General features: G+C 45.4%; 26 protein-coding genes and 1 other RNA gene. 18 read left to right on the top strand and 9 right to left on the bottom strand.

Translation table 11 applies throughout. From position 1 onward, the window contains the following. Window positions 1-149: 149 nt before the first annotated feature. Both ACDJ59_RS15765 and ACDJ59_RS15760 read right to left on the bottom strand, forming a co-directional pair. Window positions 150-338: a hypothetical protein gene (locus ACDJ59_RS15765; RefSeq protein ID WP_029880762.1), complete on the bottom strand. Its 189-nt coding sequence runs from the start codon at window positions 336-338 to the stop codon at window positions 150-152. Window positions 339-512: 174 nt separating this feature from the next. Continuing rightward, window positions 513-1,334: a YitT family protein gene (locus ACDJ59_RS15760; RefSeq protein WP_036609659.1), complete on the bottom strand. Its 822-nt coding sequence runs from the start codon at window positions 1,332-1,334 to the stop codon at window positions 513-515. Between the two features lie 305 nt (window positions 1,335-1,639). On the opposite strand from ACDJ59_RS15760, the gene ACDJ59_RS15755 reads away from it, so the two are divergent. From ACDJ59_RS15755 to ACDJ59_RS15740, 4 genes are all read left to right on the top strand, one after another. Then, window positions 1,640-3,238, top strand: coding sequence for a DEAD/DEAH box helicase (locus tag ACDJ59_RS15755; RefSeq protein WP_413404049.1), 1,599 nt, complete (start codon window positions 1,640-1,642; stop codon window positions 3,236-3,238). 217 nt (window positions 3,239-3,455) lie between these two features. Then, entirely contained in the window at window positions 3,456-4,268 is an 813-nt protein-coding gene (locus ACDJ59_RS15750) for a YesL family protein (RefSeq protein WP_017689383.1), read from the top strand. Between the two features lie 51 nt (window positions 4,269-4,319). After that, window positions 4,320-4,511: non-coding RNA, 6S RNA (ssrS, locus tag ACDJ59_RS15745), on the top strand. Window positions 4,512-4,693: 182 nt separating this feature from the next. Beyond that, on the top strand, window positions 4,694-5,086 hold the full coding sequence (locus ACDJ59_RS15740; RefSeq protein WP_017689382.1) for a DUF1499 domain-containing protein: 393 nt from the start codon (window positions 4,694-4,696) through the stop codon (window positions 5,084-5,086). A 72-nt stretch (window positions 5,087-5,158) separates the two neighbouring features. Here ACDJ59_RS15740 and tpx read toward each other — a convergent pair whose 3' ends face one another. Further along, window positions 5,159-5,677 carry a thiol peroxidase gene (gene tpx / locus ACDJ59_RS15735; RefSeq protein ID WP_036609653.1) on the bottom strand — a complete coding sequence of 173 codons (519 nt, stop codon included), beginning with the start codon at window positions 5,675-5,677 and terminating at the stop codon, window positions 5,159-5,161. A gap of 148 nt (window positions 5,678-5,825) precedes the next feature. Here tpx and ACDJ59_RS15730 point away from each other — a divergent pair, with 148 nt between their 5' ends. Further along, the gene (locus tag ACDJ59_RS15730) at window positions 5,826-6,452 is read left to right on the top strand and encodes a rhomboid family intramembrane serine protease (protein WP_036609651.1); all 627 of its coding nucleotides are present in this window, start codon (window positions 5,826-5,828) and stop codon (window positions 6,450-6,452) included. A gap of 69 nt (window positions 6,453-6,521) precedes the next feature. Continuing rightward, a complete protein-coding gene (locus tag ACDJ59_RS15725; protein WP_036609648.1) occupies window positions 6,522-7,433 on the top strand; it encodes a LysR family transcriptional regulator in 912 nt (303 codons plus the stop codon). Window positions 7,434-7,477: 44 nt separating this feature from the next. On the opposite strand, the gene ACDJ59_RS15720 is transcribed toward ACDJ59_RS15725, so the two are convergent. Next, window positions 7,478-8,158, bottom strand: coding sequence for a zinc metallopeptidase (locus tag ACDJ59_RS15720; protein ID WP_036609646.1), 681 nt, complete (start codon window positions 8,156-8,158; stop codon window positions 7,478-7,480). A 28-nt stretch (window positions 8,159-8,186) separates the two neighbouring features. Next, window positions 8,187-8,615 (bottom strand): MerR family transcriptional regulator, encoded by a 429-nt coding sequence (locus ACDJ59_RS15715; RefSeq protein ID WP_017689377.1) that lies wholly within the window; start codon window positions 8,613-8,615, stop codon window positions 8,187-8,189. 351 nt (window positions 8,616-8,966) lie between these two features. Here ACDJ59_RS15715 and ACDJ59_RS15710 point away from each other — a divergent pair, with 351 nt between their 5' ends. From ACDJ59_RS15710 to ACDJ59_RS15700, 3 genes are read left to right on the top strand one after another with little or no spacing between them, the layout of a single operon-like run. Further along, the gene (locus tag ACDJ59_RS15710; RefSeq protein ID WP_036609643.1) at window positions 8,967-10,367 is read left to right on the top strand and encodes an ammonium transporter; all 1,401 of its coding nucleotides are present in this window, start codon (window positions 8,967-8,969) and stop codon (window positions 10,365-10,367) included. A 41-nt stretch (window positions 10,368-10,408) separates the two neighbouring features. After that, on the top strand, window positions 10,409-11,494 hold the full coding sequence (locus ACDJ59_RS15705; protein ID WP_413409836.1) for a DUF294 nucleotidyltransferase-like domain-containing protein: 1,086 nt from the start codon (window positions 10,409-10,411) through the stop codon (window positions 11,492-11,494). Further along, the gene (locus tag ACDJ59_RS15700) at window positions 11,491-12,228 is read left to right on the top strand and encodes an exonuclease domain-containing protein (protein ID WP_017689374.1); all 738 of its coding nucleotides are present in this window, start codon (window positions 11,491-11,493) and stop codon (window positions 12,226-12,228) included. The genes ACDJ59_RS15705 and ACDJ59_RS15700 overlap by 4 nt, the downstream gene beginning before the upstream one ends. Here ACDJ59_RS15700 and ACDJ59_RS15695 read toward each other — a convergent pair. Further along, window positions 12,214-12,705 carry a M67 family metallopeptidase gene (locus ACDJ59_RS15695; RefSeq protein WP_413404043.1) on the bottom strand — a complete coding sequence of 164 codons (492 nt, stop codon included), beginning with the start codon at window positions 12,703-12,705 and terminating at the stop codon, window positions 12,214-12,216. The two genes, ACDJ59_RS15700 and ACDJ59_RS15695, sit on opposite strands and share 15 nt — an antisense overlap. Before the next feature lie 226 nt (window positions 12,706-12,931). Here ACDJ59_RS15695 and ACDJ59_RS15690 point away from each other — a divergent pair, with 226 nt between their 5' ends. Continuing rightward, window positions 12,932-13,483 carry a TlpA family protein disulfide reductase gene (locus ACDJ59_RS15690; protein WP_100529308.1) on the top strand — a complete coding sequence of 184 codons (552 nt, stop codon included), beginning with the start codon at window positions 12,932-12,934 and terminating at the stop codon, window positions 13,481-13,483. A gap of 120 nt (window positions 13,484-13,603) precedes the next feature. Here the strand turns inward: ACDJ59_RS15690 and cimA are convergent, their stop codons facing one another. Then, window positions 13,604-15,223 (bottom strand): citramalate synthase, encoded by a 1,620-nt coding sequence (cimA, locus tag ACDJ59_RS15685; protein ID WP_100529309.1) that lies wholly within the window; start codon window positions 15,221-15,223, stop codon window positions 13,604-13,606. 531 nt (window positions 15,224-15,754) lie between these two features. On the opposite strand from cimA, the gene ACDJ59_RS15680 reads away from it, so the two are divergent. The 3 genes from ACDJ59_RS15680 to ACDJ59_RS15670 all read left to right on the top strand — a co-directional run bounded on the left by ACDJ59_RS15680 (window position 15,755) and on the right by ACDJ59_RS15670 (window position 19,078). After that, entirely contained in the window at window positions 15,755-17,056 is a 1,302-nt protein-coding gene (locus ACDJ59_RS15680; protein ID WP_413409834.1) for a DNA polymerase IV, read from the top strand. A 116-nt stretch (window positions 17,057-17,172) separates the two neighbouring features. Further along, window positions 17,173-17,415, top strand: coding sequence for a ferredoxin (locus tag ACDJ59_RS15675; protein WP_017689369.1), 243 nt, complete (start codon window positions 17,173-17,175; stop codon window positions 17,413-17,415). A gap of 220 nt (window positions 17,416-17,635) precedes the next feature. Further along, entirely contained in the window at window positions 17,636-19,078 is a 1,443-nt protein-coding gene (locus ACDJ59_RS15670; protein ID WP_413404039.1) for a L,D-transpeptidase family protein, read from the top strand. A 42-nt stretch (window positions 19,079-19,120) separates the two neighbouring features. Here the strand turns inward: ACDJ59_RS15670 and ACDJ59_RS15665 are convergent, their stop codons facing one another. After that, a complete protein-coding gene (locus ACDJ59_RS15665; protein ID WP_017689367.1) occupies window positions 19,121-19,258 on the bottom strand; it encodes a hypothetical protein in 138 nt (45 codons plus the stop codon). 255 nt (window positions 19,259-19,513) lie between these two features. On the opposite strand from ACDJ59_RS15665, the gene ACDJ59_RS15660 reads away from it, so the two are divergent. The 3 genes from ACDJ59_RS15660 to ACDJ59_RS15650 all read left to right on the top strand — a co-directional run bounded on the left by ACDJ59_RS15660 (window position 19,514) and on the right by ACDJ59_RS15650 (window position 22,031). Further along, window positions 19,514-20,611 carry a quinone-dependent dihydroorotate dehydrogenase gene (locus ACDJ59_RS15660; protein WP_017689366.1) on the top strand — a complete coding sequence of 366 codons (1,098 nt, stop codon included), beginning with the start codon at window positions 19,514-19,516 and terminating at the stop codon, window positions 20,609-20,611. A gap of 135 nt (window positions 20,612-20,746) precedes the next feature. Next, window positions 20,747-21,562, top strand: a complete 816-nt coding sequence (locus ACDJ59_RS15655; protein WP_036609636.1) for a GTP pyrophosphokinase family protein — start codon at window positions 20,747-20,749, stop codon at window positions 21,560-21,562. Beyond that, window positions 21,549-22,031, top strand: a complete 483-nt coding sequence (locus ACDJ59_RS15650) for a DUF309 domain-containing protein (protein WP_413404036.1) — start codon at window positions 21,549-21,551, stop codon at window positions 22,029-22,031. Before ACDJ59_RS15655 ends, ACDJ59_RS15650 begins: the two co-directional genes overlap by 14 nt. 217 nt (window positions 22,032-22,248) lie before the next feature. Here ACDJ59_RS15650 and ACDJ59_RS15645 read toward each other — a convergent pair whose 3' ends face one another. Further along, a complete protein-coding gene (locus ACDJ59_RS15645) occupies window positions 22,249-22,797 on the bottom strand; it encodes a thioredoxin family protein (protein ID WP_036670155.1) in 549 nt (182 codons plus the stop codon). Between the two features lie 221 nt (window positions 22,798-23,018). Here ACDJ59_RS15645 and ACDJ59_RS15640 point away from each other — a divergent pair, with 221 nt between their 5' ends. Together ACDJ59_RS15640 and ACDJ59_RS15635 are read left to right on the top strand one after the other, a co-directional pair. Further along, a complete protein-coding gene (locus tag ACDJ59_RS15640) occupies window positions 23,019-24,716 on the top strand; it encodes an RsmB/NOP family class I SAM-dependent RNA methyltransferase (protein ID WP_413404033.1) in 1,698 nt (565 codons plus the stop codon). Further along, window positions 24,713-25,459 carry a pseudouridine synthase gene (locus ACDJ59_RS15635; protein WP_036609628.1) on the top strand — a complete coding sequence of 249 codons (747 nt, stop codon included), beginning with the start codon at window positions 24,713-24,715 and terminating at the stop codon, window positions 25,457-25,459. The genes ACDJ59_RS15640 and ACDJ59_RS15635 overlap by 4 nt, the downstream gene beginning before the upstream one ends. Window positions 25,460-25,557 lie beyond the last annotated feature (98 nt).

Raw genomic sequence — 25,557 nt, 5'->3', positions numbered from 1 at the left:
TTATGTGTGCATTCCATGTATGAATTATACATTAAAGCCTCTGGGCTTTTAACCATATTAATCAAGTAATGAAACACATGGAAAAAATGAAAACCGCTTCCTGCTGAGGAAATCCCCTGCAAGAAGCGGCGTGATCAATCTGAAAAAAATTATTGAATGTAAATCTCATTTTGATGCTCACAAATACTGTACTGAATGATTTCCATTGCGTCTCCCTGTTCCAGGATGCCCAGCCCATCCCGGAGGACAATCAGTGAGTCGAGTTCATTCGGTTTCAAGAAAGGGAGCATTTCCGGGCACCATCTGTTGACAATCTCAAACAGTTTTACCGTTTCCATATCCACAATAATCACCCTTTCCTACTCGAATTCCAAAATGGTAAGTCATTCGGCGCGATTCGGGAAAGCATATGGCCAGTGAAATTGAAGGGTTGAACCTGCTATACAACATATTTAGGAGCCGTACACCGTTATTATACCACAATGTTGTGAATTGTTAACCGTACAGGTGTCTCAACTTCTGCGAAATGAACCCATAACACCAACCGTTTCCACAATGTTAACAAAAGCGTTTGGATCTGTATCCTTGATAATACGTTTAATTTCAACCAACTCATAGCGGGTGGTTACGGTCATGAGCATGTCCTTCTCAATATCCGTGTAGGCTCCCTGAGTCTTAATTTTGGTAACACCACGAGGCCGAACAAGTAATTTTTTTAACATGGCTTCGGTTTCGTTTGTAATAATGTACAGTGTTACTTTGACGTGACTGATATGGATCAGATCAAGCACTTTGCCTGTAATGTAGATGGATACCATCGAGGCCAAGGCTGTATTCCAATTGTCACTCAGGTATCCTGCAAGCATAATGATCGTACCGTTCATACCGGCCATCACTGTACCAATCGGAAAGTCTCGTTTACGCGTGAAAATGGACCCAACAATGTCGAGTCCTCCTGTGGAGCCGCCGACTCGGAAGGAAACCCCAGTGCCCATTCCAATAAGCACACCGCCAAATACAGAACTAAGTAAAGGGTCTGTAGCCACAGCAAAAACAGGCAGAAGCGCAATGAACCAGGAAGTGGCTGCTACCGAAAGAATACTTAATGTAATGAAGCGTCGTCCAAGAATAAACCAACCTGCAATGAGCAGGGGAATGTTAAGAACAAAATACATTATACTAAGATTCAACGTTGTAAAATAACCCAGAAGCATTGAAATACCGGACACCCCGCCGCTTAAAAGCTGATGGGGGACCAAAAACCAGTTGAAGCCGCAGGCAATAGCTGCAGCACCCAAAATGATCACTAAAGAGTGCCAAATTATTTTGGGCAATTTAATCACCTCATTTATATTTAAAACCAGATTGCTGGTAATCTTGAATTGTTTTGTGATATAATAATTTGTGGATATTCTTGAGTAGGAAACTTTTCCTAAATGGAGCAATAAAATTTTGAAATGTTTCAAACACATGTATGTAGTTTTAGTCTTATGTTGGGGACCCATTCATGGAATTATATTCGTTAGTGAAAATAATTCGTCCCGTTGGGATACCCTATAAATATTAACGCTACTTAAGAATACAGACAACAAAGTGGATTGTCCACCATGTCCACCATATAAAAGGAGCATGAATAATTTTGACAAATTTAAACTTTACAGATTTCAATCTTGAACCACTGGTGCTGCAAGCCATCACTGAGCTCGGGTTTGAAGAAGCAACACCGATCCAATCCAAAGCGATTCCTTTGGCACTCGAAGGCAGAGATTTGATTGGTCAAGCTCAAACAGGTACGGGTAAAACAGCTGCATTCGGTATTCCGTTGATCAGCAAAATCTCAAAAAGTGACGAGAAAATCCGCGCCCTTATTATGGCACCTACACGTGAACTTGCAATTCAAGTTGCTGAAGAGATCGAAAAACTCACTCGCTTCAAAGGTCTGCGCTCCCTGCCAATCTACGGCGGACAAGATATCGTGCGTCAAATCCGTGCACTGAAAAGAAAACCACAGATCATCATTGGTACACCTGGACGTCTCCTTGACCACATCAACCGCAAAACAATCAAACTAGAAGATGTACAAACTGTTGTACTGGATGAAGCAGATGAAATGCTCGACATGGGTTTCATGGAGGATATCCAATCCATCTTGAAACAAGTTCCAGACGAGCGCCAAACGATGCTGTTCTCAGCAACAATGCCTCCTAACATTCAAAAATTGGCACAACAATTCTTGAACAATCCTGAACACATTTCTGTGATTCCGAAACATGTTAGTGCACCATTGATTGACCAATCCTATATCGAAGTGCCTGAGCGTCAAAAATTCGAAGCATTGAGCCGTTTGTTGGATATGGAATCTCCTGAACTGGCGATCGTATTCGGACGTACAAAACGTCGTGTTGACGAATTGGCTGAAGCTTTGCAAAAACGTGGATATTCTGCAGACGGTCTTCATGGTGACTTGTCCCAGAATCAACGTGATGCGGTAATGCGTAAGTTCCGTGACGGCAGCATTGACGTACTCGTTGCAACAGACGTGGCTGCACGTGGTCTCGACGTATCTGGCGTAACTCACGTTGTTAACTTTGACCTTCCGCAAGATCCGGAGAGCTATGTTCACCGTATCGGTCGTACAGGTCGTGCGGGTAAAGAGGGTGCTGCTTGGTCCTTCGTTACACCGCGTGAGATTGATCACTTGCACTTCATCGAGCGTGTAACACGTCACCGTATTCCACGTAAACCACTGCCAACAATGGCAGAAGCGGTTGAAGGTAAACAACGTTTGACAGCAGAGCGCTTGCTGGAAATCGTACAATCGGGCGAATTGAACGAATACAAAGGTATTGCGATTCAAATGCTTGAGCAATATGATTCTGTTCAACTGTTGTCGGCTGCACTGAAGCTCCTGACAGGTGACAAAAAAGATGCTCAAGTTGATCTGACTCCTGAAGATCCAATCCGTGCGAAACGTCGTAAACCGGATGTTCGCTCAGGCGGACGTAAACCATCGGGTTACAGCGGCAACCGCACAAGTGGTAGCGGCGGCAGTGGTGGTGGTTACAACCGCGATCGCAACAGCAGTGGCAGCGGACGTGGTGGCTACAACCGTGATCGTAACAGCGGTAGCAGCAGCACTAGCGGTGGAAGCAGAGAAGGTGGTTACAACCGTGACCGCAAACCGCGTCCAAGCAGCAACGAAGGACGTCGTCCAGCGAAAGATTCTTCTTTCGAGTAATATAAACGTATGATCTGAAAAATGGAGCGGGCAACTGCTCCATTTTTTTCTTTTCAAAATTACTGCATCATTTATTTCACTGCCAGAAGCGGCCAGAAGCGCTAGTTAAGGACAATGACGATCTCTTTTCGGGAAGTACTGGCTTTTCCTATCTATAATAAGGTATATTAATATTAGACTTCGGGTAATTCGCAAGGCTGCAGAGGAGGAGAAATGTTTGGAATTTAAAGGAGCTATGGGTGGGATCTACCGGCTTACAGAGTGGATTACGAGACTGGCCGCAACCAATCTGTTGTGGGCTATTTGTTCGTCTCCGTTCTTGTTTTTCTTGATTATGAAACTGCTCGTGATGCAGCAGAACCTCGCAAACGAATCATTGCAAATGAACTGGGCTATAGCTATTGTGGCACCGCTTACACTGTTCCCGGCGACTTCGGCGCTGTTTACGGTTGTTCGTAAATGGAATATGGGCGATACGGATGTACCGATCTTCCGTACTTTCTTTGTAGGTTACAAGGAAAACTACAAGCAAAGTTTAATTGGGGGCATTTTTTACACACTGCTGTTCGCGATTATGTATCTGGATTATACAGTCTACATGACGCAGTTCCGCAATATGCAGCTCGTGGGAATCATTATGCTTGTGCTGCTTCTCTTGTTATTTGTATCACTCTTTAACTTTTTCTCGATGGTTGTACATTATCATATGTCCATCGGACTCATTATCAAAAACGCGGTATTGCTTACGCTGATCAGACCATTCCGTGTATTTTCCACATTGCTGGGAAGCGGATTGTTGTTTTACATCGGTTTCCGTTATCCGGTCTTGTTTGTTTTCTTCATTATCAGCATCATTGCTTGGTTCGCTTTCTTTAACTTCTACGCAACCTTCAACAAGATGCAGGAGCAGATGGAGAAGATGCAACTCAAGAAGGAAGAAGAGGAAGCTGCTGCGCTTGCTGAACAATCAGCAGAGAATGGTGAAACATCTGAGCCATCAGACGACAAAAACATTACATTGCAAAAATAAAACATGATGGATCGCCATTTACTTTTTACACAGTTAGGGATATAATAATTGTACATCCTGCGATGTACGTTTCGGTTATTCGTTGTTTTGAACCAATGATGATGTCTTCGGGAGATCAACACAGAATGTTGCTGAAAAGCCCTGTCTATACGACATGGGGACTTCAAAAAGCATTTTTGCGGTCACCCACCTGCCAAGCAGGTTCATAAGACAATGTAGCCGGACGGCATAGGCGGGTTCCTAAATCTTCATGTACAGCACCCTGACTTTTCCTCTACAAAAGGAATTTCAGGGTGTTTTTAAGTTGTGATGAATGTTTTTGATTGGTTTTATGATAAATATGATGCTTGCCCTTTTGTTACTACTTGAACAATGTTACACTAAGATACATAAATGGAACGGTTACATTCAAAGGAGGAAGGGTCTTGACCTTAAAGAGAACGCTCGTCGGTATCATCCGCAGCATGGAGGGGACCAGCGATCGAGCCAAGGATCCCAAATTAAAAACACGGTATTATAACTTATCCAAAGACAGAGCCTGGGAAGAGGTCTCTTCGACACTCAAAAAGATTCCGGGTTATAAAGTGCTGCATGAAGTGCCTTCTGTTGGAGAAGTTATTCTGGAGAAGCGGACTACCTTTGGACGGACAATGGATATTACAGTTTCCATTATCTCAGTAAGTCCTGTTCGCAGTGCGGTGGATATGTATTCAGCTTCACGTGGTTCACTTGGAGACTTGGGTTCCAATTATCGCACGATTATGAACTTATTCTCTGTACTGGATAAAAAGCTAAGCAAGTATAAAGCAAATGATTGAAATAGATGATAAATAACAAAAAGCGAGTGAAGGTTAACCTTCCTCGCTTTTGTTCTGAACGTATGATAACTTCTACAGCAGAGCTTTTACAGCAGCAATCGCTTGTTCGAAGTTAGGGGAGTCTGTCATTTCAGGCAAATACTCCACATATGTAATCCGGTCTTCGGCATCCAAAACAAAAATGGAGCGCATGTCGAGTTGGAATTCTTTGATCAGAACGCCGTAGTCTTCACCGAAAGAACGTGTTTTGTAGTCTGACAATGTAACTACGCGGTCAACACCAGCTGCTCCACACCAACGAGCCTGAGCAAACGGAAGGTCAACGCTTACTGTCAAGACAACAACATTGTCTCCGAGTTCTCCGGCTTCCACGTTGAAACGACGAGTTTGCGCATCGCATACGCCAGTATCCAGGGAAGGAACAACGCTGATTAATTTGATTTTGCCTGCGAAGTCTTTCAGGGAAGCATCCTCAACCAGGTTCTTGCTCAGTGTAAAATCAGGTGCTTGATCGCCCACTTTCAGTTCGGGTCCGATCAATGTAATAGGGTTGCCTTTAAATGTGGCTGCGCCTGTACGTTCTTGTGTCATAATAATGTTCCTCCTTATAAATTGGTGATCCGTGCCAAAATCCATTATAATCTTTTATGAAAGGCATTGTCCAATTCGGACATGTACCATTACGATGGATCAGAGATGTAAGTCCGATCTGAACAGGGTGGAGTGAAAGAAGAAATTTATGATATTTATTCGCTATGAGAACTGGAAAGGTTATTTGAAGTATTTCCCCTTGACGTCGCTTTTTTTAATTGCCAATGTAGTCATGTTTATTGTGTTAACGGTGAACGGTGGATCAACGAACAATATGGTGCTGCTGAAATTCGGGGCACTTACGAATCATGAACTGTTCGCGCATGAATGGTGGCGTTACATTACATCCATGTTCTTGCATGCGGGCTTTAGTCATTTATTGTTTAACAGCTTTGCGTTAATCGTATTTGCACCACCGATGGAGCGGTTGCTCGGGTCGGTAAGGTATGGTGTATTGTACCTGGGTGGCGGTGTATTGGGTAATATTCTTGCTGTTGCGTGGTACAACTCGGTTGGGAGTATTACCATCTCGGTAGGTGCTTCAGGAGCGATCTACGCCGTCTATGGTGCATTCCTGTATGTAGCGCTGTTCCAGCGAACGATGATGGACGAGGCTTCGCGCAAAACGATGTACACATTGCTTTTGTTCGGGATCATATTCTCCTTCGCCATGTCAGGCATCAACTGGATGGCTCACCTTGGCGGATTGTTGGGTGGATTCTTTATTTACGGACTGTTGATCAGATTGTGGAAACCCCGCAGCTTAAAGCGGTAGTCAGAACGTTCTCAAGATGGAATGCAATCAAGGATAAGTAGGGTATAACAGATTGGAGCGATCAGGCGAGTGGAATTAAGACAGTTGCATTACTTTTTGAAAGTGGCACAGAAGGAACATGTAACACAGGCTGCTGAAGAGTTGCATGTGGCACAGTCGGCGGTGAGTCGTCAGATTCATCAGCTGGAAGAAGAACTGGGCGTGGACCTTTTTATGCAAAAGGGACGAAACCTGCAGTTGACTGCAGTAGGGCAGCTTTTTTGCAAACGAATTGAAGGTATATTAAAAGATTTGGACAAGGCAGTCGGGGAAGTTCATGAGTTTCTGGACCCGGAGCATGGAGAGATTCGAATTGGGTTTCCGCATAGCCTGGGGATTCATCTCATTCCTTCCGTGGTGGCTGCATTCCGTCAGCGCTACCCCAACGTGAAATTCAGATTCAAGCAGGGGATGTTCCCTACGCTGATTCGTGATGTGTTATCCGGAGAGGTAGACTTGGCATTCATTTCTCCTTTTCCAGAGAAGCATGATCAAGTAGATGGCGATATTGTACTCACGGAAGAATTACATGCGATCCTTCCTCCTAATCACCCGTTAGCTGGTGAAGAGACAATTGCGCTTGAACAGCTCAAGGATGATAAATTTGTATTATTCAGCAAAGGTTATTCTCTTCGTCCTATTGTGTGGCATGCCTGTCTGGAAGCTGGTTTTACACCCAAGATCGCTTTTGAAGGGGAAGAGACCGACACCATCCGCGGATTGGTCGCTGCGGGCATGGGGGTCAGTCTGCTGCCTGAGATGGCGTTATTCCAGACGAATCCGTTGCAACCGGCACATGTGGCTATCTCCCATCCAAAAGTAACGCGAACTATCGGGTTAATTCATCGTGCGCATGATAAACTGCCGCTGGTTGCTCAGTCCTTTCGTTCATTCTTGCTTGATTATTTCGGTTTACAACAAAACAATACCCCATCCGATTAACGGTGGGGTATTGTTTTGTGTTTTTTGTTGTATTAAGTATCCAGTTAATCGCGGCTGTTGAAGATTCCGATGTAACGAATCAACTCAAGCAGTGAGATCAACGCTGCAGCAACGTAAGTCAAGGCTGCGGCATTCAGAACTTTTGCAACACCTTTTTCTTCTTCATTACGGATGTACCCTTCGGATACCATAATCTCTCTAGCGCGATTACTTGCATTGAACTCAACCGGTAAAGTGATGAGTTGGAATGCTACAGTTACGGAGAAGAAAATGATACCGATACCTACAAGGTTCATGGCATTGAAGATGAATCCTGCAATTAACAGGAATGGAGCTAATCCGGATGCAAAGTTCACAATTGGGAAGATCCGGTGACGCAGTGCCAGCATCGGATAACTTTCTTTATGCTGAATGGCGTGGCCAACTTCGTGACACGCTACCGAAACAGCTGAGATTGAGTTTTCATAATATACTGGTTCTGATAAACGTACAACCCGATTGATCGGATCATAGTGATCAGAGAGCGTGCCGCGTACAGGTTCAATTGGAACATCATGCAGGCCGTTAGCATCAAGCATCTGGCGAGCGGCATCGTAACCAGTCATTCCGTTCTGGTTCGGTACCTCCGACCAACGTCTAAACGTACCTTTAACGCGAAATTGCGCCCATAAAGAGAGCAAAAAGGCGATAATGATCAATACGAACATACCGTTATTAAAACTCATATTCATTCCTCCGCTTTCTAAGAATAAGCTACATCATGGTGTTCTCAAGCAAGATTTTTAGTGCCTCCATTGTACCGGCACTTTTGGTGAGGAGTCCTGCCATCATTTTACGTGCTTGTACAGGTTTCATCTCTCCAAGTAGCGGTTTGAGTTCGTTAACCTCTCGCTCAAGTTGTTGTACATGAAGTTCCAATGTTGTCAATTTGCTGGCAACTTGTTCTTCTGTACTAACCAGACGCCACTTCTCAAGAGATTGTTTAATCTCGTCGAGACTATACTTCTCTTGTTTCATCTGTACAATACGTTCAAGCCTCGTTAAAGTTTCATTACTATAGAGACGATAATTTTTTTGTGTACGTTCTTCGGGAGCGATTAGTCCAAGCTTTGTGTAATAATCAATCGTCCGTTCACTTACACCAGCGGTCTTGGCAAGTTCGCCAATCCGAAAAAGTTTCATATCCCCAATGATATTCACCTCGCTTGCAAGTTCAAATGTAGGGAATTGTAGTTTCCGCTTGTGAATTTCTAGACTACGCCCAATTTTCTTACTATTAAGTATGATACATGATCTTTAACCGTACAGTCAAACGTTATGCTTTGACAATCAGCATACTGCATTTCTATATCTATGTACTCATAGAATGTGATTATGTACTTAAGTGCAAGAAAAAGACGTATGACTTTATTCCCAGAAATAATTTTCAGTTTTGATGAAAATACTCTTGTCAACTTTCCTCTCTTCTGCTTATAATGACATTAAGAGTTTCACGTTATGTGAAGAAACTTAACATAAGAGGGAGTGGGGTATATGAGAAAGAAATGGTTGGTTTCCATGTTAGTAATGCTTACTTTGTTCGCTTTTCCGGTTAGCGCATTTGCGGCTGCGGAGGGTCCGACTAACATTGAACTTCAAAGTGGTTTGAACTCAGCCTTTACGTTTCTGGCTGTTGTACTCGTGTTCTTGATGCAAGGGGGATTTGCTTTACTTGAAGCGGGTTCAACACGGATGAAGAATGCAGGACACATTGCGGGTAAGACCATCCTGACATTGGGGATTTCAGTAATTGCCTTCTGGGCTTTGGGCTTCGGTCTAGGTTTCGGTAATGGTAACAGCTTCTTTGGAACAACAGGATTTTTCCTGAGCGGTGACAAGATGGCTGCTTCCTTCGAATCACTGGCTTTCTCCGATGTTCCACTGACTATTAAATTCGTATTCCACCTTGCCTTTGCGGCGGTATCTCTGGCCATTGCCTGCGGTGGTATGGCTGAACGTGCAAAGATGAGCGTATATATTGTTTTCGGTACACTTTATACCATTATCATGTACCCGGTTGTTGCTCACTGGGTATGGGGCGGCGGCTGGTTGGCTGAGCTGGGTATGCAAGACTTTGCAGGATCGACGGTTGTTCACTTAACTGGTGCGACTGCAGCATTGGTAGCGACCATCTTGTTGAAACCACGTATTGGTAAATATAACAAAGACGGCAAACCTAACATCATTCCAGGTCACAACCAAGTGTATTCTGTACTCGGGGTTATCATCCTCTGGATCGGTTGGTTCGGATTCAACCCAGGTAGTACATTGTCTGCCATGGGAGATGGGTTCTTCGGTTATGTTGCATTAACTACTAACGTAGCTGCTGCAGCCGGTGGTGTTGCTGCGCTGTTGATCTCATGGGCAGTACTTGGTAAGTCTGATATTCCTAGCATGTTAAACGGTGTGCTTGCGGCACTCGTTGCGATTACAGGAGCATGTGCATTCGTTGAACCTTGGGCAGCTCTGGTTATCGGTGCTCTGGCGGGTATCATCACATTCTTCACAGCACAGTACTTCGATCGTAAAGGAATTGACGATCCAATCTACGCTTTCTCCGTACATGGTATTGCTGGTATGTGGGGTGCGATCTCCACAGGTTTGTTCGCTACTCCTGAACTTGCCGAGAATGCCGGTGTAGGTCAAGCGGGTCTGTTCTATGGCGGTGGCTTCCACCAATTGGGCGTACAGCTTCTCGGTCTGGCGGGTGCTTTTGCCTTTGTACTGGTAATGTCCTTCATTATTCTGGGCGGAATGAAAGCGATCATGGGCATCCGTGTTACTGAAGAAGAAGAAACAATGGGTCTGGATATCAGTGAGCACGGTACTTACGGATACCCTGAACAAATGAAAAATGTAGATTCTAAATCCAATGGTGGTACGTTCAGCTCCTGAGGTGAATGATGCTGAATCATGCTTCAAGGAGGCTGGACATGATGGAACCTATCTCGTATACAAACTATTCCTGGTCTTATCAGGGAATCGATGGTGCGATGTCTTCTCAAGAACTGCGCCAGGCACGTGTGATATTACAAAACGAGCTCCAGGAATTGTTGTCCGCTTCCTTGTCGCCGATCGAGTGGTACCAAACGGTAAATGAACTGCATGACCGGATTGCACGGAAAGCAGTAGAGTTATGCATTCAGGGGATGGTTGAGGAAGGCTTCGGCCAACCTCCCGTCCCCTATGCCTTTATCGTATTTGGCAGTTCCGGCAGGGAAGAAGCAACGTTATGGAGTGATCAGGATAATGGCATGATCATTAGCGATACTCCGCATGAAGGTAAAGAGGAATATTTTGCTCAGCTCGGACAGCGAATGACGGATATGTTGGAAGAGCTTGGTTACGCCAAGTGTGAAGGCAAAGTCATGTGCTCTGAGCCACTCTGGAGAAAAACACAGGCGGCATGGAAACAACAATTAGCAGATTGGAGCTCGGATCTGAATTGGGAGCCCATTCGTAATCTGATTATTGCTTCAGACATGCGTTTTGTTGCAGGTGAGCAAAGTCTGGCGGAGGAATGGATCACGAGTTTTTATGAACAGTTCAGACTGATTCCTGAACTTTCGGATGCAGTTCTTCGCAATACGGTTAAACATAAAGCTACATTAAATGTACTTGGACGTGTGGTCACAGAACGATTTGGTGAACATGCAGGCGGATTTGATATCAAGTATGGTTTGTACATTCCGCTGGTGAACAGTGCCCGTTATTTAGCTTTGCAACATGGGATCAGGGAGTCATCGACGTTAAAAAGAATGGAGAGACTGACTTCGCTTGAAGCTGTTCCATTTACATTACTGGATGCATGCCAGCGGGCCTTCTTAGCCGCTTTGAGATTTCGCAGAAGTACACCGGTTGTCATCCAAGGGGATTTGCAACATAGCAGTGGGTTCCTGGATGAGAAACAGATGAAACAAAAGCAGCTTCATTATGAACTCAGGGATACGCTCGGGTTGGTACGACGAGTGCATCGTGCTTTGCAAAGACAGTTGCGTTTTGCAGAAAGGAGACGTCCATGAGAGAGCCGGCAAGGGGCAATACAGGATTCTGGAATTCGCTGCGTCAGGGAGGGGTTCCTTCCGCCATCGCTTCCATTATGGGAGCCCCTACGGCGCAACACATGGCGTTTATCCGTTCGATGATGAGAGAACAGCGCAGACCTGAGGTTCTGCATACACCTCTAAATGAGCTGGACGCAGTTGTATTTGATCTGGAAACGACGGGATTTTCACCCCAGCATGGGGATGAGATTATCTCATTTGGTGCTGTCCGTATACATGGTGGTGTAGTTCTGGAAGGAGAACAGTTCTATACGGTGGTGCAGTCCAAGACTGCGGTTCCGGAACATATAACTGAACTTACAGGTATTACACAGGAGATGACGTTGGACGCACCGACTTTGCTGGAAGGGCTGCATGATTTCATGTCTTTTGTAGGTGGAAATGTTCTGATTGCACACGCAAGTGCGCATGACCGAGCTTTTCTGAATGCAGCTCTGTGGCGGACTTCAAAGGTAAGGCTGACACATCGTTTAATCGATACGATGATGTTGGCCCGCTGGCTTGAACCAAGCAGGCCGGGGTATGGTCTGGATGAATTGCTGGAATCCAGAGGGATTCCGATCTATGGACGTCACCATGCACTGGAAGATTCAAAAATGACTGCACAGTTATGGTCCTGCTACTTGGAGGACATGACTCGTAAAAATGTGGAGACCTTGGGTGATCTGTATACCCAGCTAAGTCACGCATAACGGAACGGGAAGCAGATTGTATGAAGGCACAACGTGTTGTGCCGGATCCTGCGATTCCTTCGAGGATTCAATCAGATAACCGTTCAGATGCATATGAGATCGCAACCCACTTGTTAGGTCGGGTGAGCCGATGAGGTACATCTGAAGCAAACCGGCGAAGGCCGGAAGCGCTTGGATGTCCTCTAAGGATGGAACGGGCCTTGTATGTGGATGAGAATGGAAGATACCAATGAGCATAGGCTCGGAGAATACGCATCGAATCCATTCGGCATCGTCCAGAGTAAAATGGTGCAGCGGGTCAGGTGCTACGTTACGAATGGGCTGAAACCGACTGATTCGTATACCGCCCGCTGCGGTTTCACCCAGCATAACCCCGCAGGCTTCTTGCGGCAGCGAAAGGAACATGTGCTTTGACATCTCTTCTTCTACGGAAGAAGGGATATAGAAGGCGTTTTGCTGCCCGTGAAGTGCTGCCATTTGTATTCACCCCTCTCTCTTTGGCTCCTGCTTAGGCAGGAGTCCTTTTTCATTTTATTTTCTGTAATCCAGATTGTAAAATTTTAAAGGAAAAGGGTACAATATTAAAGAGAACATTTGGGAATCATGTTCTGGTGAACTTTCATAGAGCGTGATAAACACTTAGCATGTGCAGAAATTACGGTTTCAGTTTCAATATGCTAATTATATAAAAGGGTGGCGGGTTATGAAACGAAACATATACATACTCCTTGGTGTTGTCTTGCTGGTTGGTATTGCACTGGCCCAGAATGCGGGTGACGGCATTGCGGCCGTCTTTAAGCAGGAAGAACCGATGCCTACAGAGACGGGACCTCGTGCGGGTCTTCTGGCGCCTGCTTTTTCTCTGACAGCAATGGATGGAAAAACGTACAGTGTGGGCGGTGCCAAAGATAAGGCCACGTTTGTCAGTTTCTGGGCATCCTGGTGTGAGCCGTGTAAGCAGGAAGCTCCAGAGCTGAACAGAATGGCTGCGAAATACAAGGATAAGCTTGACATGTATGGGGTTAATGTAACGTCATACGATAAACTCAAAGATGCCAAAGCTTTTGTGGATGAGTACCAACTGACATTCCCTATTCCCTTGGATGAGAAGGGGACTGTGTATGCTCAATACAATGGGGTGGCTTTTCCAACGAATGTTCTGATTGACTCCAGAGGAGTTATACAGGAGATTGTTCTGGGCATATTACCCGAGAAAGAGTTGGAACGTAAGATTAAAAAGTTAATTGCGAATTAATTTTCATGTAAACAAAGAAGCCTTTGCATCCATGAATCATGGATGCAGAGGCTTCTTTATATTTTCCGGGAAATAAGCGTTAAGAGGTTGTTCAAAAAAACGCTTTTTTGAATATATACTTTAGTGGTTGCTTATCCCATGAGCAGGAATAGGGAGTGTGCCCGGCTCATCCTGCAATTTTTCTTGAAGCAAAGCATAGCGGAAACTGTGAACGAGCGCTTCCCAACTTGCTTCAATCACGTTCTCGGATACACCAACTGTGTTCCATGTGTTCTCCGTATTTTTGGATTCGATCAATACACGAACTTTGGCAGCTGTAGCATCCTTCTCATCCAGAACACGCACTTTGTAGTCCGACAGATGCATGTTGGCAAGTGAAGGGAAATATTGCACCAGCGCTTTCCGAAGGGCGTTATCGAGTGCGTTAACCGGCCCATTGCCCTCAGCAGCGGTATAAGCGCTTGTTCCAGCGATATTCACTTTGACAAAAGCTTCAGAAACAACGGATTTGCCCGCCGTTTTCTCCACAAGCATTTTGAATGATTCAAAAGTGAACAATTCTTTCATATCACCGTTCGCTTCACGAATTAACAATTCAAGCGAAGCGTCTGCGCCTTCGAACTGGTAACCCTGATGTTCCAGGTCTTTGATTTTCTCGATAATCTGACGTGAATTGGCACTGCTTGGATCGAACTCAAGCCCCAGTTCCTGGGCTTTGGATACAATGTTACTTTGTCCGGCAAGTTCAGAGACCAGCACACGTTGTTTGTTACCAACCAGTTCAGGCACGATGTGTTCATAGGTACGTGAATCCCGCAGGATGGCAGAGACGTGAATTCCACCTTTGTGAGCAAAAGCAGCATTGCCAACATAAGGCTGATTAATCGGCATATTCACATTAGCAATCTCGCTAACATAACGAGCCACGTTTGTAAGTTGTCTCATGGAATCTTCAGTAACACATTCATAACCAAGTTTCAGTTGCAGGTTCGGGATAATGGATGCGAGATTGGCGTTACCGCAACGCTCTCCATAACCGTTCATCGTTCCTTGCACCTGACGGGCTCCGGCTTGTACAGCGCTGAGTGTGTTGGCCACAGCCAGTTCACAATCATTATGTGTATGGATGCCGAGATGTGCATGAGGCAGGCTTCTATGCAGTGTGGATACGATCTCGTGCACCTCGTTTGGCATCGTCCCGCCATTGGTATCACACATAACGAGCCAGTCCGCTCCAGCTTCGTGGGCCTTGGTCAAGACCGCTTGAGCATACTCCGGGTTATGTTTGAATCCGTCAAAGAAGTGTTCTGCATCAAAGATCACTTCCATTCCATTCTGTTTCAGATAGGCGATGGAATCATAGATCATGGACAAGTTTTCTTCCAATGTAGTCTGCAAAGCGGTGTGTACATGGAAGTCCCATGATTTACCGACCAGGGTTGCAGCCTGAGCACCAGATTCGATCATGCGCTTCAGGTTGGCGTCTTCACTAGCAACACTGCCTTTTCGGCGGGTACTGCCAAAAGCAACAACTTTTGCGTTCAGGTTTAATTCCTTGACTCTTTTGAAAAACTCAATGTCCTTGGTATTGCTGCCGGGAATTCCGCCTTCAATATAATGGACACCCAGGTCATCGAGCTTCTTGGCAATTTTGAGTTTGTCGTCTGCCGATAAGCTGACACCCTCCCCTTGTGTGCCGTCACGTAAAGTCGTATCGAAGATGGAAATGGCCTTTGACATGAAGATCCTCCTTTGAGATAAAGCGCTCTTTTAAAAGTTTGGATTGTAAGTTGGGAAAAGCTGTTAAGTACGTTAGTGGACGAATCCTTCGATTCGGCAACGCTACACTGTGTTAAACTGGGTGCGCTGATTTGTCCTAAAGTCGTCAATTTGTATAATTAATTATTATAGCACCATTATAGCCAAATGCTACATAGAAATCGCAGTTTCATGTAACAATTAACGGATTTTAGAGAAAAAAGAAGGATGTTAATCATAATACGGATGTATGTTATAATCTATTATTGAGTTTTAATTGGAATATATGGAAGAAAAGGAGGGGTGATTTTGACTTTTTTATGGGAAAATACGATTATTGCTCTGATCACTTTGATACTTTTTGTGAGTGTAGGCTGGTTAATTATTCAGTCTCTGATCAGATCTCGCAGAAAATAAATGTTCGTGACTGAATTAACATAACGGGTTTGATATACTATAGAAGAAAGAAATTCATTTCATTAATTAGTGTGCAAGAAAGGGCGGGGGTTCATGATGTCTTCAGACGGCAATCCTCCAGCAAATGTGGATCAATATTACCCTGCAGCCGGACGGGTGATTCTGCATGTCGATATGAATGCTTTCTACTGCTCTGTACATGAAGCCGAGGAACCAGATTTATATAGAGGAAAAGCAACGGCCGTTGCGGGCAGCAGTGAACTGCGAAAGGGTGTAATTGTAACCTGCTCATATGCCGCTCGTAATCGAGGCATCTCAACAGGTATGGTTGTCCACCAAGCCATGAAAAAGTGCCCTGATCTCATTGTGATTCGTCCTGATTTTCATTTATATCGTCAATATTCAAGAGCGTTCATGCAGATTGCGTATAGTTATACGCCTCAACTTGAGGCGACATCCATTGATGAATGTTATCTTGATATTACAGGTTCAAGGCAATTCGGGAATCCAATGGAGATTGCGGAGAGCATTCAGCGTAGAATTAAGGATGAATTGGGGCTGCCATGTTCCATTGGCATTGCACCCAACAAATTATTGGCGAAAATGGCTTCGGATCTGAAAAAACCGAACGGTATCTCCATTTTACGAATGAGGGACGTACCCCGGATTCTTTGGCACAGACCATGCAACGAGATGTTTGGCATTGGCAAAAAAACGGCTGAAAAGCTGAAAAAACTGGGCATTGAAACGATTGGTCAATTGGCCAAGTCGGATGAGAACATGTTGACCGAACTATTCGGAGTTAATGGAGCGTGGCTCAAAAATTCCGCGAATGGCATTAACCATTCCGCAGTTCACGCGGAACGTGAGGCCAATAAATCCATTGGGCATACAACCACTTTACCGGCGGATGTATCGGATATGAATGAGATTCATCGGGTATTCCTCAATATAAGTGACCAGGTAGCCAGAAGATTGCGCAAGCACGAAATGTTCAGTCAGGGGATTCAGATTACGATCCGCACACCGGATATGAAGACAATCACCCGATCACGTCTAATGGAAGTACCTACGGAGGATGCAAAGGTCATATACCGTGAGGCCTGTAAACTATTTGAGAAGCATTGGGGTAGTGGCAAGCCTGTACGCATGCTGGGTGTGACACTTCAAAACCTGATTCCAAGAGAGGAATCAGCTGTACAGATGGACTTGTTCGAATATGAGCAGAAGCCCAAGAAGGACAATCTGATTCGGATTATGGATCAGTTACGTGATAAATTTGGTGAGAATGCTGTTGTGACCGCAGGCATGCTTGGAGACGATCCTTCCGTGCTGCTTCGTAATCATAAAGTGCGCGGTACTTCCCTGCAAAAAGATAACTTGCAAAGTCTGGATTAAATAAGGGATAATAGAGACTTGTGGTTGCAAAATGTTTGTAATTATCCTTACTTTGTATTAATATGTTTCTAGATAAAAACACTGTACGTTTCGAATTTTAGGAGGAGAGAATGTAAATGAGTAAATATACTTGGGTTGAAAAAGACACATGCATCGCTTGTGGCGCTTGTGGAGCAACAGCTCCAGACATCTACGATTATGATGATGAAGGTTTGGCTGAAGTTATCTTTGACGGCGATGCTAACCATGGTGTCAAAGCTATTCCAGACGACTTGTTTGACGATATGCAGGATGCATGCGATGGCTGCCCTACAGATTCAATCAAAGTAGCGGACGAGCCTTTCAATAAAGAAGGCTAAGTATTTCTCCTATGAACACAAAGCACCTTCTTTTGTCTTAACGACAAGGGAAGGTGCTTTTTTTTTGCATTCATTTAAATGTGATTATCTGACTATGGATCAAGGACGAACATTGTCGAACCCCCTTTTTTCCACCGGGTACTCAAGTCCTATGGATTCAACGCTTGGTTATGCCGATATATAATGATATACGGAAAAAGGCGAAATAGTGGAGGATCGGATGCAAAATACTCATCTAAGAACATATGTCAAGAAACATCCCGACAACAAAATGGCTTGGTACTTGCTTGGAAAGGAGTATTTGGGCGAAGGACAGGAGGCCAAAGCCAATTATTGTTTTCAGCAAGCGGGCGAGGTTTATGAGGCATTTGAACGCAGTAAAGCTCCTGCGGACATCTGGGTAGACTATCAGGATAAACTGGTGGAAATGTCTGAGCAAAAAGAGAAAAAACAACGTAGACGCAAAATGTGGCTTACGTTGCTCATGCTGCTTGTGCTGGCAGGTCTGCCACCTGCGGACGCTCCGGGTTTCAGTCGTGAAGCGGCCGACGCACTGTCAGCAGCACTGGAATCCACAGATGACATCGAAGCGCCTGTAGAAGCGGATAAACAGGTTGGAACTGCATCCATTGCGCCAAGCAATGTGTTCACTGCTGCGGCATTTGGTGGAGGTAATCATGGCGAGGCTGCGCTCGCAGCTGCCTGGTCCGGGTCTGGCCCAAAAGTAGAGACTTCTGCTGTACTGGGTATGCAAACCTCGGATGACTGGTCTTTATGGAAACGAAATATGCCTGTGAAATACATAGTACAAACCAATACAAGCGGGAAATTAACTGCACAGAGTTATGATGCCAAGCAATGTAACTGTGAACCTCCTGAAATTACACCGAAAATCAAAAAGATAGCCTTGGCGTGGACCGCCAAGCAGGAAGCAGCTGCATCATTATCAAGTGCAATCGTTGCCTATCGCAAAAAAAATGACGCTTGGCCCAAGAGTGTAACGCAAATGGCTCAGCCATTTCCGAACAATATTCTGGGAGAGACTGCGTCAGGGATGACCGAGATGTTTCCGAAGCTGCTAGCTTTGCATCAAGGAAAGGTACAGGAAGGAAAGAACGATTCGAGTGGTAAAGAGAATGGTTCAACGACTTCGAATTCGTCTCAAAGCAAAAATGCCGCTTTTGCAGATACGCTGGGAGGTCAGCCTTTTTTGCAGGAACCGCTGGAGATTGTCATTGATAAGGATAAACATAAACTTGCATTAATCAGTGGGGATACCATTGTTCGTATGTATGATGTGGGACTTGGCGGTGACCGAACACCGGAGGGTTCATTTATCATTACAGATAAAGTGGTCAATCCGAATGGACGCTCGAACGGTGAGTTTGGAAGCAGAGGTATGCAGCTCTCGAATACGAATTATGCCATCCACGGGACCAACGAGCCAGACAGTATCGGACTGGATGAGTCCCTTGGATGTGTGAGAATGCGTACGGGAGATGTAGAAGAGTTATTCGCTCTTGCTCCGCAAGGCACTCCGGTACGCATTGGAGAAGATGTACTGCCAGATCTGACGCTTGTTCCTGAAGCAAAGCAGCGTTATCAGCATACGCTTGTTCCAAAGCAAAATAATCCGAACAAAACGTATCACTGGCTGAATTGATCTGTTTGATATGTAGAATCAGATGGATTCAGCCTGAATCATCTACATGTTGGCAATAATGATAAGAGCACCAATGATGATGATCAAGCCGCCTACACTGGCTGCTGTCCATGCAATGGCTTTGCGATTCACTTCTTCTTTCTTTTGCTGTAATGCAGGTGGTTTACGTTTGGGAGCCATGAGTTATTCCTCCTTATTTGGAATAGAACTGGTGTAGAGTAACCATGCTCTCATTGTAAAGAATTCAACTCGTCATTTCCAGTGGGCGGGTGGATTTCTTGTGAGCATTTTGTATTATTCGATTTGTGCTGTCTATGCGCAAACTACTTTCCTTTTTAATAAGAAACAGATAAACTTGTGAGTAGAGTGTTTTTTTACATATGAAAAGACGGACAACGGCTTTTTGGCGTACCGGACCAGAACGGAGTGAGTGATTTGTTATACAGAAGTCTTGCTAAACCTTTGTTGTTCAAAATGGACCCTGAACAGGCCCATCATCTGATTATTGGCGGCCTTAGTGGCGTGGGTAGCATCCGTCCGGTTCCTTCCGGACTGCGTGTGATGTACGGCGTTCGTGAAACGTCTGATCTGGCTGTTGACATGTTTGGGTGTCATTTCCCTACACCTGTTGGTCTGGCTGCGGGTCTGGACAAAAACGGGCAGGCCGTAACGGGCTTTTCTTCCATCGGATTTGGATTCATGGAAGTGGGAACCGTGACACCACTTGCACAACCAGGTAACGATCAACCACGGCTGTTCCGTTTGCCTCCAGATGAGGCGTTGGTGAACCGAATGGGCTTCAACAATCTTGGTGCAGAAGCCATGGCAGGTGAATTGGCACGTCTACAGGATCGGCGGATTCCAGTGGCTGTTAACATCGGCAAGAATAAGGCAACTTCTAATGAGGAAGCTCACTTGGACTATTCGAAGTGCATTCAGGCACTATACGATTATGCTGATCTATTCGTGGTTAATATCAGTTCACCAAATACACCGGATTTGCGTAATCTGCAACATGGGAATGAATTGAAGGAACTGCTCGCTGCAGTTATGAACGAGATGAACGTGCAGCATGCACGAGCGGGCGGAGCGACCAAATCCGTTCTGGTGAAGATTGCACCGGATGTGAATGATCAGGAACTTGAATATATGGTTCGCACAATTGCAGACAGCGGTGTTGCTGGCATTATTGCAACGAACACAACCATCAGTCGTACAGGACTTTCTCACCAACATGCGAAGGAAACAGGCGGTCTGAGCGGTAAACCTCTACGTGACCGTTCAACGGAGATTATTCGCCAGATCTATCGCCAGACTGAGGGAAAACTTCCTATTATCGGTTCAGGTGGCATTTTCACAAGTGAGGATGCATACGAGAAAATTAAAGCCGGAGCAAGCTTGGTCGAAATATATACAGCATTGATCTATGAAGGGCCTGAGGTGAATCGGCGCATTCATGCCGGACTGCGTGAGTTGCTGCGCAAAGACGGTTATCGTCATATCTCCGAAGCGGTTGGTGCGGAACATCGTTAAGAAGGAATGTGAATCCCCGGAATGAAAATATAGAAGCATGGGAAGAGCGTAAAATGGTTCGGGACTCTTCCCCCCACCAAACATCATGTATAATGGAATAGAACAGGGGACGCTATAGAGACAGGAGGCATAAGCATGGACGGTAGAGACTGGGGTACATTTTTACTTCCTTATGAACAAGCGGTAGAGGAATTGAAAGTCAAGTTTAAGACAATGCGAGCGGAACTGAAGAAACGGGAAGAGTATGCCCCGATTGAATTCGTTACCGGTCGTGTCAAAAAAATATCCAGTATTCTGGAGAAATCCAGACGACTGAATGTGTCGCTTGATGACGTGGAAACAGGCATTGAGGATATTGCAGGTATCCGCATTATGTGTCAGTTCGTGGATGATATCCGCCGGGTTGCCGAGTATATTCGAGGCCGTAAGGATCTCACGGTACTCATTGAGAAAGATTACATTACGAATTTCAAAGAGAGCGGCTACCGCAGCTTCCATATGATTATTGAGTATCCCGTTCAGACGGCTCTGGGACAAAAGAAAGTTTTGGCCGAGATACAGATCCGGACGCTTGCCATGAACTTCTGGGCTACCATTGAACATTCGCTGAGTTACAAGTTTCGCGAAGGGTTACCTGATGAGATGAGAACCAGGCTGAAAAAAACGGCTGAGGCCGCGTTTATACTGGACAACGAGATGTCTGCAATTCGTCTACAGATTTTGGAGGCGCAGAAGGCATTTGAGGATGATTCCAATATCGTGTCAAGAACATTGAATATCATTCATCAATTATACTTCTACCACCTTGTCAGTGAAGCAATTGAAGCACAGAAGCGATTTAACGATTACTGGGAACGGCATGATATGGAAGGGCTCAAAGACTTGCTGGATGACGTGAAGAAACTTCTGAACAATGCCAGAAAGGGCGAAAACCCGGATGAGCATCTATGAGCCGCTGTACGTTGACTACTTAATTTACTTCAATCGGGATCAGGATTATTTCGAGTGCCATGAGGTGCTGGAAGAATTGTGGCTTGAACGGAACCGGGATTCTTTCTATAAAGGGTTGTTGCAAATTGCGGTTGGTTTATACCACTTCAGGAATGGCAATCTCCGCGGAGGAACGATGATGTTACAGAGCTCACTTGATCTTCTGGAACCTTATCCTGCTACGATTCTGGGCATTGACCTAGGGGCTTTGGTACGGAATGTACAGGAAATCGTGAAGCAACTGTCCCAATCAGATGTTCAGTCTGTGACTTACAGGGACTTGTCCATACGAATTGTTGATGAGTTCTTAGAACAAGAGATATCTAGAAGATCGCTTGAGCTAAAACCAAATATTCCGCAACGGCGGAGTCCTACCAGAGGGCGAATATACGAAGAGAAGATGAAGGCGATGGATCAGAGTAAAAGTTGAACCGTAATCACGCTAACATTCAAATGAGCATCCCATGGATATGAAGTTCCATGTACATGAAACACCCCGACGATTCCTGTAAAGGGAACGATCGGGGTGTTTTTGAATGTTGCGTCATATTCAGATGATTGCAGGTGGCATAGCCTGTCCTTCAACAGAACAGTGTCTGGTGATACAAGTACCTGATTGTAGATACTGTGGTAACAGATCCTATCATTTAGCTTGCCGAAGGAGTAGCGCTGCCTTTATATTTTTGGAAAAATTGTTTGTAATCATCCAGCGTGTAGCCCTGGTCACTACCATTCTCTTGCAGTCCGCCAACCATACGGTCTTTCTCGACACCAGCCTCATAATAGACGAGTGTAGGTGTGAACTCGATATTGTAATCGGTCCATCCTGCTTCGAATTCACGCAGATTGAACTGTGGAAGCTCAATACCTTCACTGTCAACCAGTGGCATCAACTGAGGTGTTGTGGCACGGCAGTGCGAGCAGTCGGAAGCAAAGAAATAAACAAAAAAGCTGTCTTTGTTATCAATTTTGGCTTTGAGATCAGTGGGTACAATAATTTGTTGATAGTTGGGATCACTAAGTAGCTCCCGTGTAGCTGGATTAAGCTTGGAAGCAGCGATGCCATAAGCATTTTCCACTGAATCCATCTGTTTCTTGGATTGCTGGTCTACGACAACCAGTGCTGCAATCATAATGATTAAAATACCCAGGAAAATAAGGATCGCAGCACTTTTCTTTTTCTTCTTGGATTTCATTGGACATCCCCCATCGATCATATCGAAATATAGTTTGGGCAAAAATAAAGGTTGGGATTATATGCATAAACACCCGAATTTTTGCTCAGGAATCAATCTACTTGCCATTATACTACATTACACGCTGTAGTGGAATAGATACGATATGATAGGAAAGCAAAGCTTGGATATGATAAAATAAAACGATATTGCAATCTTACCAAGACAGGATGAGTGGGAATATGGGTGTAAAGTTACCTTTGATATTTGCTGAGCGAATGAAAAGTTTGCTGGGTGATGAGTTTGAACAATTTATGAGATCTTATGAACAGTCTCCACATGCGGGGCTGAGAGTGAATACGTTAAAAATATCGATGGAACAATTCGATGAGATTGCTCCGTTTGATCTAAGACCTATTCCGTGGTGTGAGACAGGATTCTATGTACCTCATGGTGTTAAACCGGGGCTGCACCCTTATTATCATGCAGGCTTGTATTATATACAGGAACCAAGTGCAATGGCTCCAGTTGAATTATTGCAGGTGGAACCTGGAGATCGCGTGCTAGATCTATGTGCTGCTCCGGGAGGGAAAACAACACAGATTGCTGCAAAGCTGCAAGGCAAGGGTGTACTTGTCACGAACGATATCCATGCTGAACGCACCAAAGCGCTAGCCAAGAACGTGGAATTGTACGGGGTGCGTAACGCGGTTGTTTTGAATGAGTCGCCAGAGCGGATCGCAAATGCATTTCCTCACTATTTTGACAAAGTATTAATTGATGCACCTTGCTCAGGTGAAGGCATGTTCCGCAAGGATGAAGACATGGTGAAATCGTGGGAACATCATTCGGTGGAAAAATGTGTGCTCATGCAGCGGGATATCTTGGAGACTGCGGCACGATTGCTGGCACCGGGAGGAACCATCGTATATTCGACATGTACCTTTGCGCCGGAGGAAAATGAAGCGATGATTGCGGAGTTCCTGAATGTAAACCGGGATTTCGTAGTAATGGACATTCCTGAAGAGACAGGGTTCGCTCCAGGACGTCCGGAATGGGTACGTCAGATGATGCCAGAGAAGGCAGAAGAGACCGAAGCTGTACTGGATCAAACGCGTGGCACCGCAAGATTGTGGCCTCACCTTTTGGAAGGAGAGGGACATTATCTCGCTGTATTGCAGCATCGTGCAGGGCAAGAAGTAGAAACAGATCAACCTGGAGTAGTTAAAGAAGGAGCAATGGAGTATGGACAGGTCGTGGATGTGTCCAGGATTGAAGTAGAGGGGAACAAGGATCACTCTATTGCTGCTTCTTCAATTGCTATGACCAAGGCTGATCGTAAAAAGGAACGTTTATTGCGAATCGAATCCCGAGAGTCCCATGACAGACAGGCTGGTGGCGGTAAGAATTCGGGTAGACAGAGCAAAAAAGGTAAAGATCACGGTGGACGTAAATCGGAACGGGGTCAGGGACGCGGAGCTGATTCGGCAAGTATTGATCCGGTTGCGATCTACAGTCAGTTTATGAAAGAACAATTGAAGATTGAGTTAACTGGAGAGACGGTATGTTACGGAGATCGTGTGTATCAATCATCGGTTGGTGCAGCTCGGTTGGAGGGACTGAAAGTCATTCGTCCAGGCTGGTTTATGGGCACGATCAAGAATGGACGATTTGTTCCGTCCCACCCGCTTGCGTGTGCTCTGAATGCATCTGAAGCACGGCGAAGCGTAAATCTGTCATCCGCTGATGGCGAAGCCGTGAGATACCTCAAGGGTGAAACGTTAAATATTGAAGAAGAACGAGTGCTGCTCAAGGCGGATACGGTTGCCAAAGGGTACGTTCTTGTATGTGTAGATGGTTATGCCGCTGGCTGGGGGAAATGGCTGGATGGTGTACTGAAGAATGAATATCCGGCAGGCTGGAGGTGGACATCGGTATGAGTGGAAAAGGCAAACAAACGTTGCGTCTGGACAAAATATTAAGCCATATGGGTGTGGGAACACGAAGTGAACTCAAAAAGATGGTGAAACAAGGTAGAATCCATGTGGACGGCAAAGCGGTGAAAGACAGCGGGGTACAGGTGAATCCAGAGGTCAACGTCATTGAAGCCGATGGCGAGAGGATTGTGTATCGGGAGATGATCTATCTGATGTTGCATAAACCTCCGGGTGTCGTGTCTGCTACCGAGGACAACAGAGATAAGACGGTACTGGATCTGCTGCGAAAAGAGGATCGAGTTTTTAATCCGTTTCCTGTGGGACGACTGGATAAGGATACGGAGGGACTGCTCATTCTTACGAATGACGGTCCACTTGCCCATGATCTGTTATCTCCACGCAAGCATGTGCCCAAAACCTATGAAGCCCGTGTTCTGGGAAACGTGGATGAAGCGGATGTGCAACGTTTCAAGGCGGGCATTCAATTGGATGACGGGTACGAGACATTACCTGCTCAGCTGACTATACTCGGTCAGGAAGAGACGGAAGAAGGTACGATCTCGTCGATCTCGCTTATTATTCACGAAGGGAAGTTTCACCAAGTGAAACGTATGTTTCAGGCGGTAGGCAAGCGTGTGGTCTATCTGAAACGCGTAGCCATGGGTGAGCTGGAACTAGCTTCCGATCTTGCTATCGGAAGCTATCGTGAACTAACCGCAGATGAGTTGAGCCTTCTGCGGAAGTAAAAGCTCCCGACCTTCGCGAAGCGGAGCAGGGAGTTGTGAAGGGAAGCGAAGCCCCGGTACTAACGCCGCAGGCGAGAAAGCTCCCGTCCTTCGCGAAG

This window comes from Paenibacillus amylolyticus (assembly GCF_047302515.1).
In the GTDB taxonomy this organism is placed as follows: domain Bacteria; phylum Bacillota; class Bacilli; order Paenibacillales; family Paenibacillaceae; genus Paenibacillus; species Paenibacillus amylolyticus_G.
Note: the sequence above shows the minus strand (reverse complement) of the source record. Positions and strands in the feature narration are given on the sequence as shown.

Bases quoted from the DNA above. Each gene is read 5' to 3' on its own strand.
- cimA (WP_100529309.1), bottom strand. From the start codon at position 15,223: ATGTCAAAGGCCATTTCCATCTTCGATACGACTTTACGTGACGGCACA.
- ACDJ59_RS15670 (WP_413404039.1), top strand. From the start codon at position 17,636: ATGCAAAATACTCATCTAAGAACATATGTCAAGAAACATCCCGACAAC.
- ACDJ59_RS15765 (WP_029880762.1), bottom strand. From the start codon at position 338: ATGGAAACGGTAAAACTGTTTGAGATTGTCAACAGATGGTGCCCGGAA.
- ACDJ59_RS15680 (WP_413409834.1), top strand. From the start codon at position 15,755: ATGTCTTCAGACGGCAATCCTCCAGCAAATGTGGATCAATATTACCCT.
- ACDJ59_RS15690 (WP_100529308.1), top strand. From the start codon at position 12,932: ATGAAACGAAACATATACATACTCCTTGGTGTTGTCTTGCTGGTTGGT.
- ACDJ59_RS15655 (WP_036609636.1), top strand. From the start codon at position 20,747: ATGGACGGTAGAGACTGGGGTACATTTTTACTTCCTTATGAACAAGCG.
- ACDJ59_RS15665 (WP_017689367.1), bottom strand. From the start codon at position 19,258: ATGGCTCCCAAACGTAAACCACCTGCATTACAGCAAAAGAAAGAAGAA.
- ACDJ59_RS15645 (WP_036670155.1), bottom strand. From the start codon at position 22,797: ATGAAATCCAAGAAGAAAAAGAAAAGTGCTGCGATCCTTATTTTCCTG.
- ACDJ59_RS15675 (WP_017689369.1), top strand. From the start codon at position 17,173: ATGAGTAAATATACTTGGGTTGAAAAAGACACATGCATCGCTTGTGGC.
- ACDJ59_RS15650 (WP_413404036.1), top strand. From the start codon at position 21,549: ATGAGCATCTATGAGCCGCTGTACGTTGACTACTTAATTTACTTCAAT.
- ACDJ59_RS15715 (WP_017689377.1), bottom strand. From the start codon at position 8,615: ATGAAACTTTTTCGGATTGGCGAACTTGCCAAGACCGCTGGTGTAAGT.
- ACDJ59_RS15705 (WP_413409836.1), top strand. From the start codon at position 10,409: ATGGAACCTATCTCGTATACAAACTATTCCTGGTCTTATCAGGGAATC.
- ACDJ59_RS15710 (WP_036609643.1), top strand. From the start codon at position 8,967: ATGAGAAAGAAATGGTTGGTTTCCATGTTAGTAATGCTTACTTTGTTC.
- ACDJ59_RS15635 (WP_036609628.1), top strand. From the start codon at position 24,713: ATGAGTGGAAAAGGCAAACAAACGTTGCGTCTGGACAAAATATTAAGC.
- ACDJ59_RS15695 (WP_413404043.1), bottom strand. From the start codon at position 12,705: ATGGCAGCACTTCACGGGCAGCAAAACGCCTTCTATATCCCTTCTTCC.
- ACDJ59_RS15730 (WP_036609651.1), top strand. From the start codon at position 5,826: ATGATATTTATTCGCTATGAGAACTGGAAAGGTTATTTGAAGTATTTC.
- ACDJ59_RS15640 (WP_413404033.1), top strand. From the start codon at position 23,019: ATGGGTGTAAAGTTACCTTTGATATTTGCTGAGCGAATGAAAAGTTTG.
- ACDJ59_RS15700 (WP_017689374.1), top strand. From the start codon at position 11,491: ATGAGAGAGCCGGCAAGGGGCAATACAGGATTCTGGAATTCGCTGCGT.
- ACDJ59_RS15720 (WP_036609646.1), bottom strand. From the start codon at position 8,158: ATGAGTTTTAATAACGGTATGTTCGTATTGATCATTATCGCCTTTTTG.
- tpx (WP_036609653.1), bottom strand. From the start codon at position 5,677: ATGACACAAGAACGTACAGGCGCAGCCACATTTAAAGGCAACCCTATT.